The organism is Pseudomonas sp. GW456-L12 (assembly GCF_059424045.1).
In genome coordinates this window covers 22,135-36,510 of the sequence record NZ_JBWKZA010000020.1, presented here as the reverse complement: position 1 = coordinate 36,510, position 14,376 = coordinate 22,135, and the positions used below count along the sequence as shown (strand labels likewise).

Genomic DNA, 14,376 nt, shown 5'->3' with positions numbered 1-14,376 from the left:
CAGGCATTTCGATTTTCGTGATGTACAAGTCAGTGGAGCCTCCCGTGCGCCAGCGTTATCTAGCCTTGCTCAGTGTGTTCGCCTGCCTTCCCGCGATGGCGCTGACTTTCCAGACCCGTCTGGAGAGCATTGAGTGGACGGTCGAAGGCGATAAATTCGAGTGCCGTCTGAGCCAGCCGATCACCGATTTCGGTTCCGGGGAGTTCGTGCGTCGCGCCGGCGAGCAGGCGACCTTTCGCCTCAAGGCCTACAACCCGATGCTCGCTGGCGGTTCGGCCACGCTGCTCGCGGCGGCCGCGCCGTGGCAGCCGGGGCGGGGCGACATCAACCTGGGGTCGGTACGGCTCGGCAGCGGCGATGTGCTGTTCAACAGTTCGCAACTGCAGGCCGGGCGACTGATCGGTGGATTGATGGATGGGCGCAGCCCGGTGGTTCGCCACTACTCCCGCGAGGGTGGGGTGTCCGAGGTGCGCTTGTTGCCGGTCAAGTTCAGCAAGGCGTATGGCGATTACCAACGCTGTGTCGCCAAGTTGTTGCCGCAGAACTTCGATCAGGTCAGGCAATCCGAGGTCGGCTTCCCCGGCGGCGGCATCGACCTGGACGCCAAAGCCAAGGCCAGGCTGCAGGTGATGCTCGAGTTTCTCAAGGCCGATCCGACGGTCAATCACATCCAGCTCGATGGCCACTCGGACAACAGCGGCAACCGCTTGACCAACCGTGACCTGTCGCGGCGCCGGGCGCTGGCGGTGATGGAGTTCTTCAAGGCCAATGGCATTCCCGAGTCGCAGATCGAGATGCGTTTCCACGGTGAGCGCTACCCGTTGGCGCCCAACACCAATGCGGCGAACCGGGCGAAGAATCGTCGGGTCAACGTACAGCTGCAACGTGTCCCGGTCGCAGAGAAACCGGCACCCCAGGCCGCTGCCCCCGCCAATGCCGCGGCGACTTCCTGAAACGGCTGTCGTCGCCCGCTCGACATAATCTGTCGCTTCGTCGTCATAAGCTGTCGCGCCTCTGTAAATTATCCGCGTTGATCGGTAGACTTGACGGCTTTCCGTAGAACCCCGTGGAGTGATGGCATGGCGGACGTAAACAAGGTCGTTCTGGCGTATTCCGGCGGCCTGGACACTTCGGTGATCCTCAAGTGGCTGCAGGATACTTATAACTGTGAAGTGGTGACGTTCACCGCTGACCTGGGTCAGGGCGAAGAGGTCGAACCTGCACGTGCCAAGGCGCAAGCCATGGGCGTGAAAGAGATCTACATCGACGATCTGCGCGAAGAGTTCGTCCGCGATTTCGTTTTCCCGATGTTCCGCGCCAACACCGTTTACGAAGGTGAGTACCTGCTGGGTACCTCCATCGCTCGTCCGTTGATCGCCAAGCGCCTGATCGAGATCGCCAACGAAACCGGTGCCGACGCCATTTCCCACGGCGCTACCGGCAAGGGCAACGACCAGGTTCGTTTCGAGCTGGGCGCCTACGCCTTGAAACCAGGGGTGAAAGTGATTGCTCCCTGGCGTGAGTGGGACCTGCTGTCCCGCGAGAAACTGATGGACTATGCCGAGAAGCACGCGATCCCGATCGAGCGTCACGGCAAGAAGAAATCCCCGTACTCGATGGATGCCAACCTGCTGCACATCTCCTATGAAGGCGGCGTGCTGGAAGACACCTGGACCGAGCACGAAGAAGACATGTGGCGCTGGACTGTCTCCCCGGAGAAGGCTCCCAACACCCCGACCTACATCGAGCTGACCTATCGCAATGGCGACATCGTGGCGATCGACGGCGTCGAGATGACCCCGGCCACCGTGCTGGCGACCCTGAACCGCATCGGCGGTGAAAACGGCATCGGTCGTCTGGACATCGTGGAAAACCGCTATGTCGGCATGAAGTCCCGCGGCTGCTACGAAACCCCTGGCGGCACCATCATGCTGCGCGCTCACCGGGCGATCGAATCGATCACCCTGGATCGTGAAGTCGCTCACCTGAAAGACGAGCTGATGCCCAAGTACGCCAGCCTGATCTACACCGGCTACTGGTGGAGCCCTGAGCGTCTGATGCTGCAACAGATGATCGACGCCTCCCAGGCCCACGTGAACGGCGTGGTTCGCCTGAAGCTGTACAAGGGCAATGTGATCGTCACCGGTCGCAAGTCCGATGAGTCGCTGTTCGATGCCAACATTGCGACCTTCGAAGAAGACGGCGGCGCCTACAACCAGGCGGATGCGGCTGGCTTCATCAAGCTCAATGCCCTGCGCATGCGTATTGCGGCCAACAAGGGTCGGACTCTGTTCTGATGCCTTGAGTCGTTTTAAAAGAGCCCCGCCATGAGCGGGGCTTTTTTATGCCTGATGTTTTAATCGATCAAGCGGGTGTCTGGAGACCATAACTAAAAGTTTCCACTGGCCATTGTTTCAATGGGGTCTCGATTATCTTTCAGTCTGTTCTTTTCAATACGAAGTGTAGGAAAGTCAGGAGTAGTTATATATAGGGGGCGACGTTCAATTTTTCCTTGTAGGGCAAATCCGTATTGTTTGTAAGGAACTTCTCGGGGCGATGCTGGCCCAGGGCATGGCCATGCCACGGGCCAAATGACTGGGTTATGGTGTTTGCTTGAAAAACCAATAGCGGACTCTGGACTTACCCATGAAGAAAGTTTTGATCGTAGATGATCATCCCGTCACTCGTCTGGCTGTGCGCATGCTGATGGAGCGGCACGGCTTTGAAGTAGTTGCCGAGGCGGACAATGGCATGGATGCCCTGAAACTGTCTTATGAACATGTTCCAGACATCCTTATTCTTGATATTGGTATTCCCAAACTCGATGGCCTGGAAGTTATCGCCAGACTTTCGTCAAAAGCCATGTCGACCAAAGTGCTGGTATTGAGCCTGCAAGTACCTGGGCCTTTCTCCATGCGCTGCATGCAGGCTGGTGCGGCGGGTTATGTGTGCAAGCAGCAGGACATCACTGAATTGATCAGTGCCGTCAGGGCAGTCCTGGCCGGCTACAGTTATTTTCCCAATGAAGCCTTGCATACCCTGCGCTCGAGCCTGGGCATCGCCAGCGAGGAGGGGATGTTGTCCAGCCTGTCGGGTCGAGAGTTGATGGTCCTGAAGCAACTCGCCGGTGGGCAGACCAACAAGGAGATTGCCGAGGGCCTGTGCTTGAGCAGTAAAACGGTGAGCACCTACAAAAGGCGGCTGTTGGGGAAACTCAACGCCCGCTCGCTGGTGGACCTGATCGAGTTTGCCAAGCGCCATCAGCTGGTATGAAGGTTGAGGCGCTACAACAAGGCACGGGAGGGAAAAACAGCGGCTTTTGCGAGCGTTCATTGCGTTGCGGGCTTGCCGGTCTGTCGGTGATGTTGGATCCCTCAGCCGTGCATGGCCTGGTTTGAAAAGAAGCGACTTGAAATGTTGGCTGTGTAACAAAAAAGCCTCCGTCAAAGGAGGCTTTTTGTTACTAAAGATCAAAGTCGTAATCGGCCAGTTGCTTTTGCAAGCGCCGCTCTTCCAGAAGGTTGTCGATGGTCCGACGTTTGCTCAAGTTGGTCTTGGCCACCTCTACCACAGGCTCTGCATCTTCTGTTTCAACAGGGGTGAAGTCGTCTTCTACGTCCAGTTGTTCTTTGCCAGTACTCATAAGGTTAACTCCAGGCTAAGACTGCCATTGGCGCTCCTTATATCGATATTCTCGAGACTGGTAAAAAAGATTTTTTCAATCGACCTATCATCAAAATCAATGATTGCTCAATCGTCAGAGGTCTTGTGCTTGTATTCGCACAGGTCCTCGATTCGGCAGCTTCCACAGCGTGGCTTGCGGGCCAGGCACACATAGCGGCCATGGAGGATCAGCCAGTGATGGGAGTCGAGGAGATACTCCTTGGGCACGAATTTCATCAGTTTCTTTTCGACCTCCACGACATTCTTCCCGGGGGCCAGCCCTGTGCGGTTGCTGACCCGGAAGATGTGCGTATCGACGGCCATGGTCAGTTGGCGGAAAGCCGTGTTGAGTACCACGTTGGCGGTCTTCCTGCCGACGCCTGGCAGGGCTTCGAGCTCCTCCCGGGTCTGCGGGACTTCGCTGTTGTGCCGTTCCACCAGCAGGCGGCAGGTCTCGATCACGTTTTTGGCCTTGCTGTTGTACAGGCCGATGGTCTTGATGTACTCGGACAGGCCTTCGACGCCCAGGGCATAGATGGCGGCCGGCGTATTGGCCACGGGGAAGAGCTTGGCCGTTGCCTTGTTGACCCCGACATCGGTGGACTGGGCCGAAAGGATCACGGCAATCAGCAGCTCGAAGGGCGACGAATAGGCCAGTTCGGTTTTCGGTTCCGGATTGTCTTCGTGCAGCCTGCGGAAAATTTCCAGGCGTTTTGCGGCATTCATGGGTGAGTCATTTCCTTGAAGGCGGTCGATGTGAGGTCGAAGAAGCGGCCCAGGCCTGCCTGGCGGCCAGCAACAGCCCCAGCAGGATAAAACCGCCAGGTGCGAGTGTAAGCAGGTGCAAGCTGCCCTGGGCGGTCAGAACCCAGACTGGCCAGTCGACGTCGTTCATTCCCAGCAGCCATTGCAGATGATTGCCGAGGGTGCCACTGCCGAAGGCTTCGCGCAGCGCGCCCAGGATAACCAGCAGCAGGCAGAACATCCCGGCAAGACGCAAGCGCACGGGGCGCTGGAAAAAATCCTGGTACTCCAGCACTACGCATTGCACGGCAATCAGGCCCAGGTAGAGGGCCAACTGTTGTTGCAGCTCGAACGCCCAGGCCTGCGCGGCCAGCATGGCACAGCTGGTGAGCGTGGCGCTGAGCAGGATACTGGCGCCCAGGCGGCCCTGGCCAGCCAGGTGTGGGCGCAGGGCATTCATGCACAGGCCGAATACCGCGCTCACACAGAGAAATACCAGGGCCAGCCCCAGGGCCTTGACCAGTGAGTCGCTGGCGCCGATCAGCGGCGCGAGCATCATGGCGTTCTGCAGGGTCGAGGATTTATTCATGGGCGGGACTTCCCAGCAGTTGTTCGCGGTGCTCGTCGAAGTAGCGCAGGCTGTCGTGAATCCCCTCGACCACCGCCCGTGAGGTGATGGTGGCCCCGGCCATCTGGTCGAATTGGCCATGGTCTTTTTTCAGCGCCCAGCCGGCGTCGCCCGGGTCACCCAGTGACTTGCCGATAAAACCCTGTAGCCAGGCATTCGGGCGCTCGGCGATGCGCGCGCCCAGGCCGGGCGTTTCCGAATGCCGCAGAGTCTTGCTGCCCAGCAGTTTGCCGTTGGCGGTGATGCCGATCAGCAGCTCGATCGGGCCGCCATAACCGTTGACCTGGCTGTGCAGCAGCACGGCGCTGGGTTGGCCGTTGCGCGTGGCGCGATAACCGGCGAGCAGGGTGCTGTGGCTGAGCTGGATGTTATCGATGGCCAGCGGCTGATCCAGCGGCTGATTGTCGTAGCTGTCGACGGGCAGGAGATCCAGCAGGTTGCGTGCCTGGATGGCGCGCTGTTCGCGTTCGATGCGGGGAGCCGTCGTCTGCTGGACGAAGAAAGTGCCAGTGGCGCCGACAGCCGCCAGCAGTGCCAACACTCCCAGACTCGTTGCGCGGTTCATGGCAGGGAAGGCTCGGGAGGCGGAGCAGCCAGGCGCTCCAGGGCGGGGACGGCGAGGTTCATCAGCAGTACGGCGAAGGCGACACCGTCCGGGTAACCGCCCCAGGTGCGGATCAGGTAAGTCAGCAGGCCGACGCCGACCCCGAACAGCAGGCGTGCCTTTGCGTTCCTCGGGCCGGAGACCGGCTCGGTGACGATAAAAAAGGCACCAAGTATGGTTGCGCCGCTCAGCAGGTGGAAAAACGGCGAGCCGTGGGAGTCCGACCCGGAATCGTTCCAGCACAACAGGCTGATGACGAACAGGCTACCAAGCATGCCGGCCGGGGCGTGCCAGCTGAACACCCGTTGCTGCAGCAAAAAGGCGCCGCCGGCGAGAAAGGCCAGGTTGACCCATTCCACGCCCTTGCCGCCGAAATGGCCGAAGGCGGCATTGCCGGCGAACAGTTCATCGATGGTCAGGCTCTTGTTGATGCGCAGGCTGTCGAGTGCCGTGGCCTGGGCCCAGGCATCGGGCGCCGTGCTGTCGAGGGCTATGCCGAAGATCTGCTGCAGGCCGCCCAGCAGGTCAAGGCCATGGGAGGCCGGCCAATGAGTCATCTGCTGGGGGAAAGAGACCAGCACCAGGGCATAACCGAGCATCGCCGGGTTGAACGGATTCTTGCCGACGCCACCATACAGGTGCTTGCCGAACAGCAAGGCACAAGCGGTCGCGCTGACTGTCAGCCACCACGGGCAATACGGCGGCAAGGCCAGGGCCAGCAAGGTGGCGCTGACCAGGGCACTGCCATCGCCAAGGAAAGGACGCAATGGCCACTGGCGCAATCGCAGCACCGCGGCTTCGACGGCAAGGGCGGTGACACAGGCCAGCAGCAGGTTGATCAGAATTCCCCAGCCAAACAGCCAGAAGAGCGCCAGCAGCCCCGGCAGGGTCGCCAGAAGCACACGCTGCATGGCTTGTCGCAGGCGTTCGTCCGGTTGCTCAAGGGGCGTCATGGGCTTGTACCTGGCGCTCGGCTTCGGCCAGTCGCTCGCGGGCCTTGGCCAACAGTGGTGGCGGGGTGTCGCTGTGACGCTCCAGCTTGCTGACTTCTGCCCGCGCGTAAGCCAGTTCGGTTTTCAGTTGCCGCAGGCGGGTGTCGATCGGGCGCTTTTCGACTCGCACCAGATTGGGCGCCGGTTTTCCGCTTGCTTCTTCGGTCGCGTGCAAGGCCTGTTCTGCGTCTTTCAGTGCCTGCTGCAGACTGGCCAGTTGCTCGGCAGGCGCCTGGTTGGCCTGAGCCTTTTTCAATTCCGCGCGGCGCATTGCCAGCTGGATTTTTGCGCGCTTGAGCTCGGCGTCTTTGGCCGGGGGCGCTGAGGCCACGGTTTCGACGGTGGTTTCGACAGCGCCTTCCAGCTGCGCGAGCGCTTGCTCGGCGGCCTCGAACTGGCGCTGCAGGACGATCAGTTGCGACTGTTGCTCGAAAGTCGGCGGATGGCCGAAAGCTTTCAGCGATTTGTTCAACTGGGCCCGGCTCATCGCCAGCTCGATCTTGGCTTTTTTCACCGCGGCATCGGCGGCGGCCGCCTTTTGCGCGCGCACCCGCTCGATGGCCGCCTGCACCGGGTCCAGGCTGGTTTCACTGGGCTGCGCCGCACGTTGCGCGCGGGCGGCCCGTTCGGCCTGCTTGTGCTGTTCTTCGCGTTGCAGCCGGGCATTGCGGCGCTCGAAGCGCTGGCGCGCGTGATCGCGTTTGGCGGTCCGGGCACGCAGTTCTTCGAGACCGGTGGCCAGGCCGCCGACGATCGGCAATACGTCATTCAGCGGCAGCGGATGCATCTCGATACAGTCCACCGGGCACGGCGCCACGCAGAGATCGCAGCCGGTGCATTCGTCGATCAGCACCGTGTGCATCTGCTTGGCCGCGCCGACTATGGCATCCACCGGGCAGGCCTGGATGCACTTGGTGCAGCCGATGCATTCGGCTTCGCGGATAAAGGCCACCTGGGCCGGCGCCGGGCCGCGACTGATGTCCAGCTCCATGACTGGGATATTCAGCAGCCTGGCCAGGCCGGCAATGGTTTCGTCGCCGCCGGGCGGGCACTTGTTGATCGCCTCGCCGTTGGCGATGCCTTCGGCGTAGGGCTTGCATCCGGGGTGGCCGCACTTGCCGCATTGGGTCTGCGGCAGCAGGGCGTCGATGCGTTGAATCAGACTCATGGGTTGAGCAGTCCGTTGAAACCGAGAAATGCCACCGCCATCAGGCCGGCGCTGATCAGGTCGATCGGCAGGCCGCGAAAGGGCAGGGGCACATCGTTGTTGATAATGCGCTGGCGCAGGTCGCTGAACAGGCTCAATACCAGCCAGAAACCGAGGCCCGCACCCAGGCCCAGGGCGAGGCCATGACCGAGCCCGCGATTGGCCTGGACCGCCAGTAGCAACGCGCCGAGTACACCGGCATTGCCCAGCAGCAGCGGCCAGAGGCCGTCGAATGGCAGCCCGGGCAACATCCGGGTCAGCAGCTTGAGCAGCGGTGCGATCAGCAGCACGCCCAGCGGCAGGAATACGAACAGTTGCAGCGAGGTCAGGCCCAGCGGCACCAGCAGCGCCTGATAAAGCCCGTAGCCCAGCAGGCTGCAGAGCAGCATCAGGCAACTGGTGGCGATCCCCAGGGCATGGATCCGCCGCCGCGCAACCTGCGGCTCGGCACTGGCCTGCAACAGCGGATCGACGCCCAGCGGCCACTGCAACACGAAGTTGTTGATCAGGGCAGCGCTGATGAGCGTGAGGACAATCTCGGTCATGTTCGTGGCCGGTGAGGGCGGGCGGATACCTGAAGACTAGGCAATTATCCGGCAAGGGCGCAGGCCCATCCAGATATGAAAATCCCCCCGCCACGCAGCGGCGCGACGGGGGGATCGATCCCGCAAGCGGAGTTACTTGATCCGCTGGCCCGGCTTGGCGCCGCTGTCCGGGCTCAGCAGGTAGATCTCTTCGCCGCCAGGGCCGGCCGCCATCACCATGCCTTCGGAGATGCCGAATTTCATTTTCCGTGGCTTGAGGTTGGCGATCATCATGGTCAGGCGACCGTCGAGCTTGGACGGATCCGGGTAAGCGCTCTTGATCCCAGAGAACACGTTGCGTTGCTCGTCGCCGATATCCAGGGTCAGGCGCAGCAGCTTGTCGGCGCCTTCCACATGCTCGGCCTTGACGATCAACGCCACGCGCAGGTCAACGGCGGCAAAAGTGTCGAAGTCGATTTCCGGCGACAGCGGATCCTTGGCCAGCTCGCCGTTGCCCGCAGGCTTGGCTTCACCGGTGTCGGTCTGGCTGGCGGTCAGGTCTTCTTTCGAGGCGTCGGTCATGGCTTGTACTTTCACAGGGTCGATCCGCGTCATCAGCGGCTTGAATGCGTTCAGCTGGTGGTTGCTCAGCAGGTGCTGGTGGTCGTTCCAGGTCAGCGGGGCGACATTGAGGAACGCCTCGGCGTCGGCGGCCAGCAGCGGCAGCACCGGCTTGAGGAAAATCACCAGTTGGCGGAACAGGTTGACGCCGGTGGCGCAGATGGCCTGGACCTCATCCTGCTTGCCTTCCTGCTTGTTCAACGACCACGGCGCCTTGTCGGCGATCCAGGCGTTGGCGCGGTCGGCCAGGGCCATGATTTCACGCATGGCGCGGGCGAAGTCACGGGCCTCATAAGCGTCGGCGATGCTCGGCGCGGCCGCCAGGAAGGCGTCGGTCAGCTCCGGCGCGGCGTTCTGGTCCACCAGCACGCCGGCGTTGCCTTTGTGGATGAAGCCGGCGCAACGGCTGGCAATGTTCACCACCTTGCCCACCAGATCGGAGTTGACCTTCTGCACGAAGTCTTCGAGGTTCAGGTCCAGGTCGTCGACGCCGCGGCCCAGCTTGGCCGCGTAGTAGTAACGCAGGTATTCCGGCGACAGGTGGTCGAGGTAGGTCCGGGCCTTGATGAAGGTGCCGCGGGACTTGGACATCTTCTGGCCGTTGACGGTCAGGTAGCCGTGCACGTTGATGCCGGTCGGCTTGCGGTAGCCGGCGCCTTCGAGCATGGCGGGCCAGAACAGCGCGTGGAAGTTGACGATGTCCTTGCCGATGAAGTGGTACAGCTCGGCGGTCGAGTCCTTGCCCCAGAACGCATCGAAGTCCAGCTCCGGCGTGCGGTTGCACAGGTTCTTGAAGCTGGCCATGTAGCCGATCGGCGCGTCCAGCCAGACGTAGAAGTACTTGCCCGGCTCGTCGGGGATCTCGAAGCCGAAATACGGCGCGTCGCGGGAAATGTCCCACTGCTGCAGGCCGACATCCAGCCATTCGGCGATCTTGTTCGCCACGGCGTCCTGCAGGGTGCCGCTGCGGGTCCATTGCTGCAGCATCTGCTGGAAGTCCGGCAGCTTGAAGAAGAAGTGCTGGGAATCCTTGAGCACCGGGGTGGCGCCGGAAATCGCTGACTTCGGATCCTTCAGGTCGGTCGGCGCGTAGGTGGCGCCGCATTTTTCGCAGTTGTCGCCGTACTGGTCCTCGGTGCCGCATTTCGGGCAGGTGCCCTTGATGAAGCGGTCGGCCAGGAACATTTGTTTTTCCGGGTCGAAATACTGGGTGATCGAGCGCGTGGCGATGTGCCCAGCGTCGCGCAGCTTCAGGTAGATCTGGCTCGACAGCTCACGGTTTTCTTCGGCGTGGGTCGAGTGGAAATTGTCGAAGTCCACCAGGAAGTCGGCAAAGTCGGCGCTGTGTTCGGCCTGGACGTTGGCGATCAGTTGTTCCGGGGTGATGCCTTCCTTTTCCGCGCGCAGCATGATGGCCGAGCCGTGAGCGTCGTCCGCGCAGACATAGATGCATTGGTTGCCGCGATGCTTCTGGAAGCGCACCCACATATCGGTCTGGATGTACTCAAGCATATGGCCAAGATGGATGGAACCATTGGCATAGGGCAGGGCGCTGGTGACGAGGATCTTGCGTGGCTCGGACATGGGGCTCGGCTACTTGATGAAACGGAGGTCGGCCACTATAAAGCGCCGAGAAATATATTTCACCCCGTGAGCCCGGTTTTCCACGGCCGTCGTAGCCATCGGCGCGCGTGCTATATGATGCTTTGGCATCCCGCCCACGCCACGGAACAGGTAGGATAGCCGCCTGATTTTCCCGTCTTGTTATCGGAGTTGCCCATGAGCGCCGTCAATCGCGCAGCGGTGGAAGCCGTTCTTCGCCAATACACCGACCCCTACCTGAACCGGGACCCGGTCAGCGCCGGTTGTGTCCGTTCCATCGACATCCAGGGCGACGAGGTGCGTGTCGAGCTGGAGATCGGTTATGCCGCCGGTCTGTTCAAGAGCGGCTGGGCCCAGTTGCTGAAGCTGGCCATCGAAAACATGGACGGCGTGGTCATCGCTCGCGTCAATGTCACCAGCGTGATTGCCGCGCACAAGGCCCAGGCGCAGATTCCCGGCCTGGCCAACGTCAAGAACGTGGTGGCGGTGGCATCCGGCAAGGGCGGTGTGGGCAAGTCCACCACCGCGGCCAACCTGGCCCTGGCGTTGGCCCGCGAAGGTGCCAAGGTGGGGATTCTCGATGCCGACATCTATGGCCCGAGCCAGGGCATCATGTTCGGCATCGCCGAGGGTACCCGGCCGCAGGTCAAGGACCAGAAATGGTTCGTGCCGATCAAGTCCCACGGCGTCGAGGTCATGTCCATGGCCTTCCTGACCGACGACAACACGCCGATGGTCTGGCGCGGGCCGATGGTCTCCGGCGCCCTGCTGCAACTGGTGACCCAGACCGCCTGGGGCGACCTGGACTACCTGGTGATCGACATGCCGCCGGGCACCGGCGATATCCAGCTGACCCTGGCGCAGAAAGTCCCGGTGGCCGGCGCGGTCATTGTCACCACCCCGCAGGACCTGGCGTTGCTGGACGCGCGCAAGGGCGTGGAGATGTTCCGTAAGGTCAACATCCCGGTGCTGGGTGTGGTGGAAAACATGGCCGTGCATATCTGCTCCAATTGCGGCCATGCCGAGCATCTGTTCGGCGAGGGCGGTGGCGAGAAGCTGGCGACCCAGTACGGTGTCGAGCTGCTGGCCTCGCTGCCGCTGTCGATGCTGATTCGCGAGCAGGCTGATGGCGGCAAGCCGACTGTGATCGCCGAGCCGGAAAGCCAGATCGCCATGGTTTATCAAGAGCTGGCCCGCCATGTCGGCGCGCGCATCGTGTTGCAGGAAGCCGCGGCACCGGCGATGCCGAACATCACCGTCAGCGACGACTGAGCCGGTTGGGCCAACAAAAAAGCCCGGTGCACTGCACCGGGCTTTTTTATGGATGTTTTATGAGCGGGCTCAGATCCGCAGGCCGCCGTCCAGCTCGAGAATCCGGCCGGTGTAATAGTCGTTCTCGAAGATGTAAGCCGCCGAATGAGCGATCTCTTCCGGCTTGCCCATGCGCTTGAGCGGAATGCCGGAGGTCATTTTCTCCAGGGCTTCGGGTTTCATGCCCAGGGTCATTTCGGTTTCGATGAAGCCCGGTGCGATGCCGGCCACGCGAATGCCGTAGCGCGCCAGCTCCTTGGCCCAGGTCACGGTCGCCGCGGCGACCCCGGCCTTGGCCGCGGAGTAGTTGGTCTGGCCGATATTGCCGGCGCGGGAAATCGACGAGATGTTGATGATCGCGCCACTGGTTTTCAGCTCGACCATCTTCGCCGCGACTTCGCGGGTGCAGAGGAACACGCCGGTCAGGTTGACGTCGATCACCGACTGCCACTGGGCCAGGCTCATCTTGCTCATCTCGCCGTCCTTGACCTTGAGCAGCAGGCCGTCGCGCAGGATGCCGGCGTTGTTGATCAGGCCGTGAATGGCGCCGAAGTCTTCGGCGACCTGGGCGACCATGTGTTCCACCTGCTCTTCATTGGCAACGTTGCACAGGTAGGCGCGGGCTTCGACTCCCGCCGCCTGGCAGGCGGCAACGGCCTGGTCGAGCTTTTCCTGGTTCAGGTCGACCAGCGCCAGCCTGGCGCCTTTGCTGGCGAAATACTCCGCCATGGAGCGACCCAGACCCTGGCAACCGCCGGTGATAATGATTACTTTGTCATTGAGTTGCATTCGCATGCTCCGAAAGCAGAACTGGAGTGGTGTCCTTCAAGGCGCCTCTCTTGTGCGTCGGGCATGGCCTGGCTGCAGATTGAGAATTGCCCCGATGGCGTCGCTGGAACTTTGCTCCAGACGCCCGTCCGTTTTAGACGGATTCTATATAAGGAGTCATAAATTGAGCGTTGAAGCTGCGAAGCATGCACGAGAATTACTGCTCAAGGAATACCGTGGCGTGCTGTCGACGCACTCCAAGGCCATGCCGGGTTTTCCCTTTGGCTCGGTGGTTCCTTATTGCCTGGACGAGCAGGGGCAGCCGCTGATCCTGATCAGCCGCATTGCCCAGCACACCCATAACCTGCAGAAGGATCCCAAGTGTTCGCTGCTGGTGGGCGAGCGCGAAGCCGAGGACGTCCAGGCAGTGGGGCGCCTGACCTATCTGGCCGAAGCCGAAAAGCTCGAAGACGCCGCGGCGATCGAGGCGGCCGCCGAACGTTACTACCGCTATTTCCCGGAGTCGCAGAACTACCACAAGGCCCACGATTTCGATTTCTGGCGGCTCAAGCCGGTACGTCATCGCTACATCGGCGGCTTTGGCGCGATCCACTGGATCGACCAGGTGACGCTGGCCAACCCGTTCGCCGGCAAGGCCGAGCTGAGCATGGTCGAGCACATGAACAGCGATCACGCCAAGGCGATCGCCCATTACGTGGACCTGGCCGGCCTGCCGAAAACTGCTGCGGCGCAACTGGCTGGCATCGATACCGAAGGCATGCACCTGCGGATCGGCCAGGGGGTGTACTGGCTGCCGTTCCCAAGCCCTTGTAATACGCCGACACAAGTACGCGAGGCCTTGGTTTTTCTGGCTCACGCCGAGCAATGGCCGAAAAATGCCGGGGCCGAGGCTTGAATTCACGAATTGCCGACGTCATCTAGGGTCTACTGGAAGGCATTCTTCCGTAGAGGAAACCATTTGATGCGCCCTTTTCTGTTGCTCTTTCTGCTGTTCCCGGTGCTAGAGCTGTTCGTCTTCGTCAAAGTCAGCGGTGCGATCGGGTTTTTCCCGGCACTGCTGCTGATCATCCTGGGCTCAATGCTGGGTGTGCTGGTCCTGCGCGTCGCGGGGCTGGCCACGGCATTGCGTGCCCGTGAAAGCCTGAACCGGGGCGAGCTGCCGGCCCAGACCATGCTCGAAGGCCTGATGCTGGCCCTGGCGGGCGGCCTGTTGATCCTGCCTGGCTTCATCAGTGACGTATTCGGCCTGTTCATGCTGTTGCCGATCACCCGTCGCCTGCTGGCCAACAAGATGCGCCAGCGTGCCGAAGAACAGGCCATTCGTCAGCGTGCCTTTGCCGACGACATGCAGGCCGCCCGTGGCGGACCCGCGCCGCAGCGCCCTCTGGGGCGTGAGCCGAATGTGATCGAAGGCGAGTTCGAGCACCGCGATTCCTGAGTCTCTCAATGATCGACACGGCACCTTCGGGTGCCGTGTTCGTTTTGCCCGACTGAAAATCTAAAAAAAATCACTGGGCAGCCCTTGTAATAAGCATATGCGCCCACATGTATCGGTCACCGCAAGGTTTCTGGTGGCGACACCAGACAGACTTCCGCGTCTCGCTCGTCGAGCCGCAACCGGCCACGCCGGATTTGTTAACCCGCCGGTAACGACACCGGCCGCTGAAAACCATAATTAGGAGAGATCGACA

At 61.4% G+C, this 14,376-nt stretch carries 15 protein-coding genes; 6 read left to right on the top strand and 9 right to left on the bottom strand.

The features are described from left to right. The first annotated feature begins 44 nt into the window (after nucleotides 1-44). The 3 genes from AC07Y9_RS22185 (at nucleotide 45) to AC07Y9_RS22175 (ending at nucleotide 3,273) form a co-directional block, all read left to right on the top strand. A complete protein-coding gene (locus tag AC07Y9_RS22185; protein WP_102678514.1) occupies nucleotides 45-953 on the top strand; it encodes a flagellar protein MotY in 909 nt (302 codons plus the stop codon). A gap of 126 nt (nucleotides 954-1,079) precedes the next feature. Then, nucleotides 1,080-2,297: an argininosuccinate synthase gene (locus AC07Y9_RS22180; protein WP_009045364.1), complete on the top strand. Its 1,218-nt coding sequence runs from the start codon at nucleotides 1,080-1,082 to the stop codon at nucleotides 2,295-2,297. 349 nt (nucleotides 2,298-2,646) lie between these two features. Next, nucleotides 2,647-3,273, top strand: coding sequence for a response regulator transcription factor (locus AC07Y9_RS22175; RefSeq protein ID WP_007922442.1), 627 nt, complete (start codon nucleotides 2,647-2,649; stop codon nucleotides 3,271-3,273). A gap of 190 nt (nucleotides 3,274-3,463) precedes the next feature. Here AC07Y9_RS22175 and AC07Y9_RS22170 read toward each other — a convergent pair whose 3' ends face one another. The 8 genes from AC07Y9_RS22170 to metG all read right to left on the bottom strand — a co-directional run bounded on the left by AC07Y9_RS22170 (nucleotide 3,464) and on the right by metG (nucleotide 10,567). Further along, nucleotides 3,464-3,643: a PA3496 family putative envelope integrity protein gene (locus tag AC07Y9_RS22170; RefSeq protein WP_007922443.1), complete on the bottom strand. Its 180-nt coding sequence runs from the start codon at nucleotides 3,641-3,643 to the stop codon at nucleotides 3,464-3,466. A 107-nt stretch (nucleotides 3,644-3,750) separates the two neighbouring features. Then, a complete protein-coding gene (gene nth, locus AC07Y9_RS22165; protein ID WP_007922445.1) occupies nucleotides 3,751-4,389 on the bottom strand; it encodes an endonuclease III in 639 nt (212 codons plus the stop codon). A gap of 7 nt (nucleotides 4,390-4,396) precedes the next feature. After that, the gene (locus AC07Y9_RS22160) at nucleotides 4,397-4,996 is read right to left on the bottom strand and encodes an Rnf-Nqr domain containing protein (RefSeq protein WP_102678513.1); all 600 of its coding nucleotides are present in this window, start codon (nucleotides 4,994-4,996) and stop codon (nucleotides 4,397-4,399) included. Continuing rightward, entirely contained in the window at nucleotides 4,989-5,600 is a 612-nt protein-coding gene (locus AC07Y9_RS22155; RefSeq protein ID WP_102678512.1) for an RnfABCDGE type electron transport complex subunit G, read from the bottom strand. Before AC07Y9_RS22155 ends, AC07Y9_RS22160 begins: the two co-directional genes overlap by 8 nt. Further along, on the bottom strand, nucleotides 5,597-6,592 hold the full coding sequence (locus tag AC07Y9_RS22150) for an RnfABCDGE type electron transport complex subunit D (RefSeq protein WP_102678511.1): 996 nt from the start codon (nucleotides 6,590-6,592) through the stop codon (nucleotides 5,597-5,599). The genes AC07Y9_RS22155 and AC07Y9_RS22150 overlap by 4 nt, the downstream gene beginning before the upstream one ends. Next, nucleotides 6,579-7,799 (bottom strand): electron transport complex subunit RsxB, encoded by a 1,221-nt coding sequence (gene rsxB / locus AC07Y9_RS22145; RefSeq protein WP_102678510.1) that lies wholly within the window; start codon nucleotides 7,797-7,799, stop codon nucleotides 6,579-6,581. Before rsxB ends, AC07Y9_RS22150 begins: the two co-directional genes overlap by 14 nt. Continuing rightward, nucleotides 7,796-8,383 carry an Rnf-Nqr domain containing protein gene (locus tag AC07Y9_RS22140; protein WP_102678509.1) on the bottom strand — a complete coding sequence of 196 codons (588 nt, stop codon included), beginning with the start codon at nucleotides 8,381-8,383 and terminating at the stop codon, nucleotides 7,796-7,798. The genes rsxB and AC07Y9_RS22140 overlap by 4 nt, the downstream gene beginning before the upstream one ends. Before the next feature lie 132 nt (nucleotides 8,384-8,515). Further along, a complete protein-coding gene (gene metG / locus AC07Y9_RS22135; protein ID WP_009045358.1) occupies nucleotides 8,516-10,567 on the bottom strand; it encodes a methionine--tRNA ligase in 2,052 nt (683 codons plus the stop codon). 195 nt (nucleotides 10,568-10,762) lie between these two features. Between metG and apbC the strand changes: the two genes are divergently transcribed. Continuing rightward, on the top strand, nucleotides 10,763-11,857 hold the full coding sequence (apbC, locus tag AC07Y9_RS22130) for an iron-sulfur cluster carrier protein ApbC (RefSeq protein ID WP_102678508.1): 1,095 nt from the start codon (nucleotides 10,763-10,765) through the stop codon (nucleotides 11,855-11,857). A 69-nt stretch (nucleotides 11,858-11,926) separates the two neighbouring features. Here apbC and AC07Y9_RS22125 read toward each other — a convergent pair whose 3' ends face one another. After that, nucleotides 11,927-12,685, bottom strand: a complete 759-nt coding sequence (locus tag AC07Y9_RS22125) for an SDR family oxidoreductase (protein ID WP_102678507.1) — start codon at nucleotides 12,683-12,685, stop codon at nucleotides 11,927-11,929. Between the two features lie 163 nt (nucleotides 12,686-12,848). Here AC07Y9_RS22125 and AC07Y9_RS22120 point away from each other — a divergent pair, with 163 nt between their 5' ends. Then, on the top strand, nucleotides 12,849-13,580 hold the full coding sequence (locus tag AC07Y9_RS22120) for a HugZ family pyridoxamine 5'-phosphate oxidase (RefSeq protein WP_053262439.1): 732 nt from the start codon (nucleotides 12,849-12,851) through the stop codon (nucleotides 13,578-13,580). A 66-nt stretch (nucleotides 13,581-13,646) separates the two neighbouring features. Beyond that, nucleotides 13,647-14,123, top strand: coding sequence for an FxsA family protein (locus AC07Y9_RS22115; RefSeq protein WP_007932702.1), 477 nt, complete (start codon nucleotides 13,647-13,649; stop codon nucleotides 14,121-14,123). Nucleotides 14,124-14,376 lie beyond the last annotated feature (253 nt).

Bases quoted from the DNA above. Each gene is read 5' to 3' on its own strand.
- AC07Y9_RS22170 (WP_007922443.1), bottom strand. From the start codon at position 3,643: ATGAGTACTGGCAAAGAACAACTGGACGTAGAAGACGACTTCACCCCT.
- AC07Y9_RS22150 (WP_102678511.1), bottom strand. From the start codon at position 6,592: ATGACGCCCCTTGAGCAACCGGACGAACGCCTGCGACAAGCCATGCAG.
- AC07Y9_RS22180 (WP_009045364.1), top strand. From the start codon at position 1,080: ATGGCGGACGTAAACAAGGTCGTTCTGGCGTATTCCGGCGGCCTGGAC.
- AC07Y9_RS22140 (WP_102678509.1), bottom strand. From the start codon at position 8,383: ATGACCGAGATTGTCCTCACGCTCATCAGCGCTGCCCTGATCAACAAC.
- metG (WP_009045358.1), bottom strand. From the start codon at position 10,567: ATGTCCGAGCCACGCAAGATCCTCGTCACCAGCGCCCTGCCCTATGCC.
- apbC (WP_102678508.1), top strand. From the start codon at position 10,763: ATGAGCGCCGTCAATCGCGCAGCGGTGGAAGCCGTTCTTCGCCAATAC.
- AC07Y9_RS22155 (WP_102678512.1), bottom strand. From the start codon at position 5,600: ATGAACCGCGCAACGAGTCTGGGAGTGTTGGCACTGCTGGCGGCTGTC.
- AC07Y9_RS22175 (WP_007922442.1), top strand. From the start codon at position 2,647: ATGAAGAAAGTTTTGATCGTAGATGATCATCCCGTCACTCGTCTGGCT.
- nth (WP_007922445.1), bottom strand. From the start codon at position 4,389: ATGAATGCCGCAAAACGCCTGGAAATTTTCCGCAGGCTGCACGAAGAC.
- AC07Y9_RS22125 (WP_102678507.1), bottom strand. From the start codon at position 12,685: ATGCAACTCAATGACAAAGTAATCATTATCACCGGCGGTTGCCAGGGT.
- AC07Y9_RS22115 (WP_007932702.1), top strand. From the start codon at position 13,647: ATGCGCCCTTTTCTGTTGCTCTTTCTGCTGTTCCCGGTGCTAGAGCTG.
- AC07Y9_RS22160 (WP_102678513.1), bottom strand. From the start codon at position 4,996: ATGAATAAATCCTCGACCCTGCAGAACGCCATGATGCTCGCGCCGCTG.
- rsxB (WP_102678510.1), bottom strand. From the start codon at position 7,799: ATGAGTCTGATTCAACGCATCGACGCCCTGCTGCCGCAGACCCAATGC.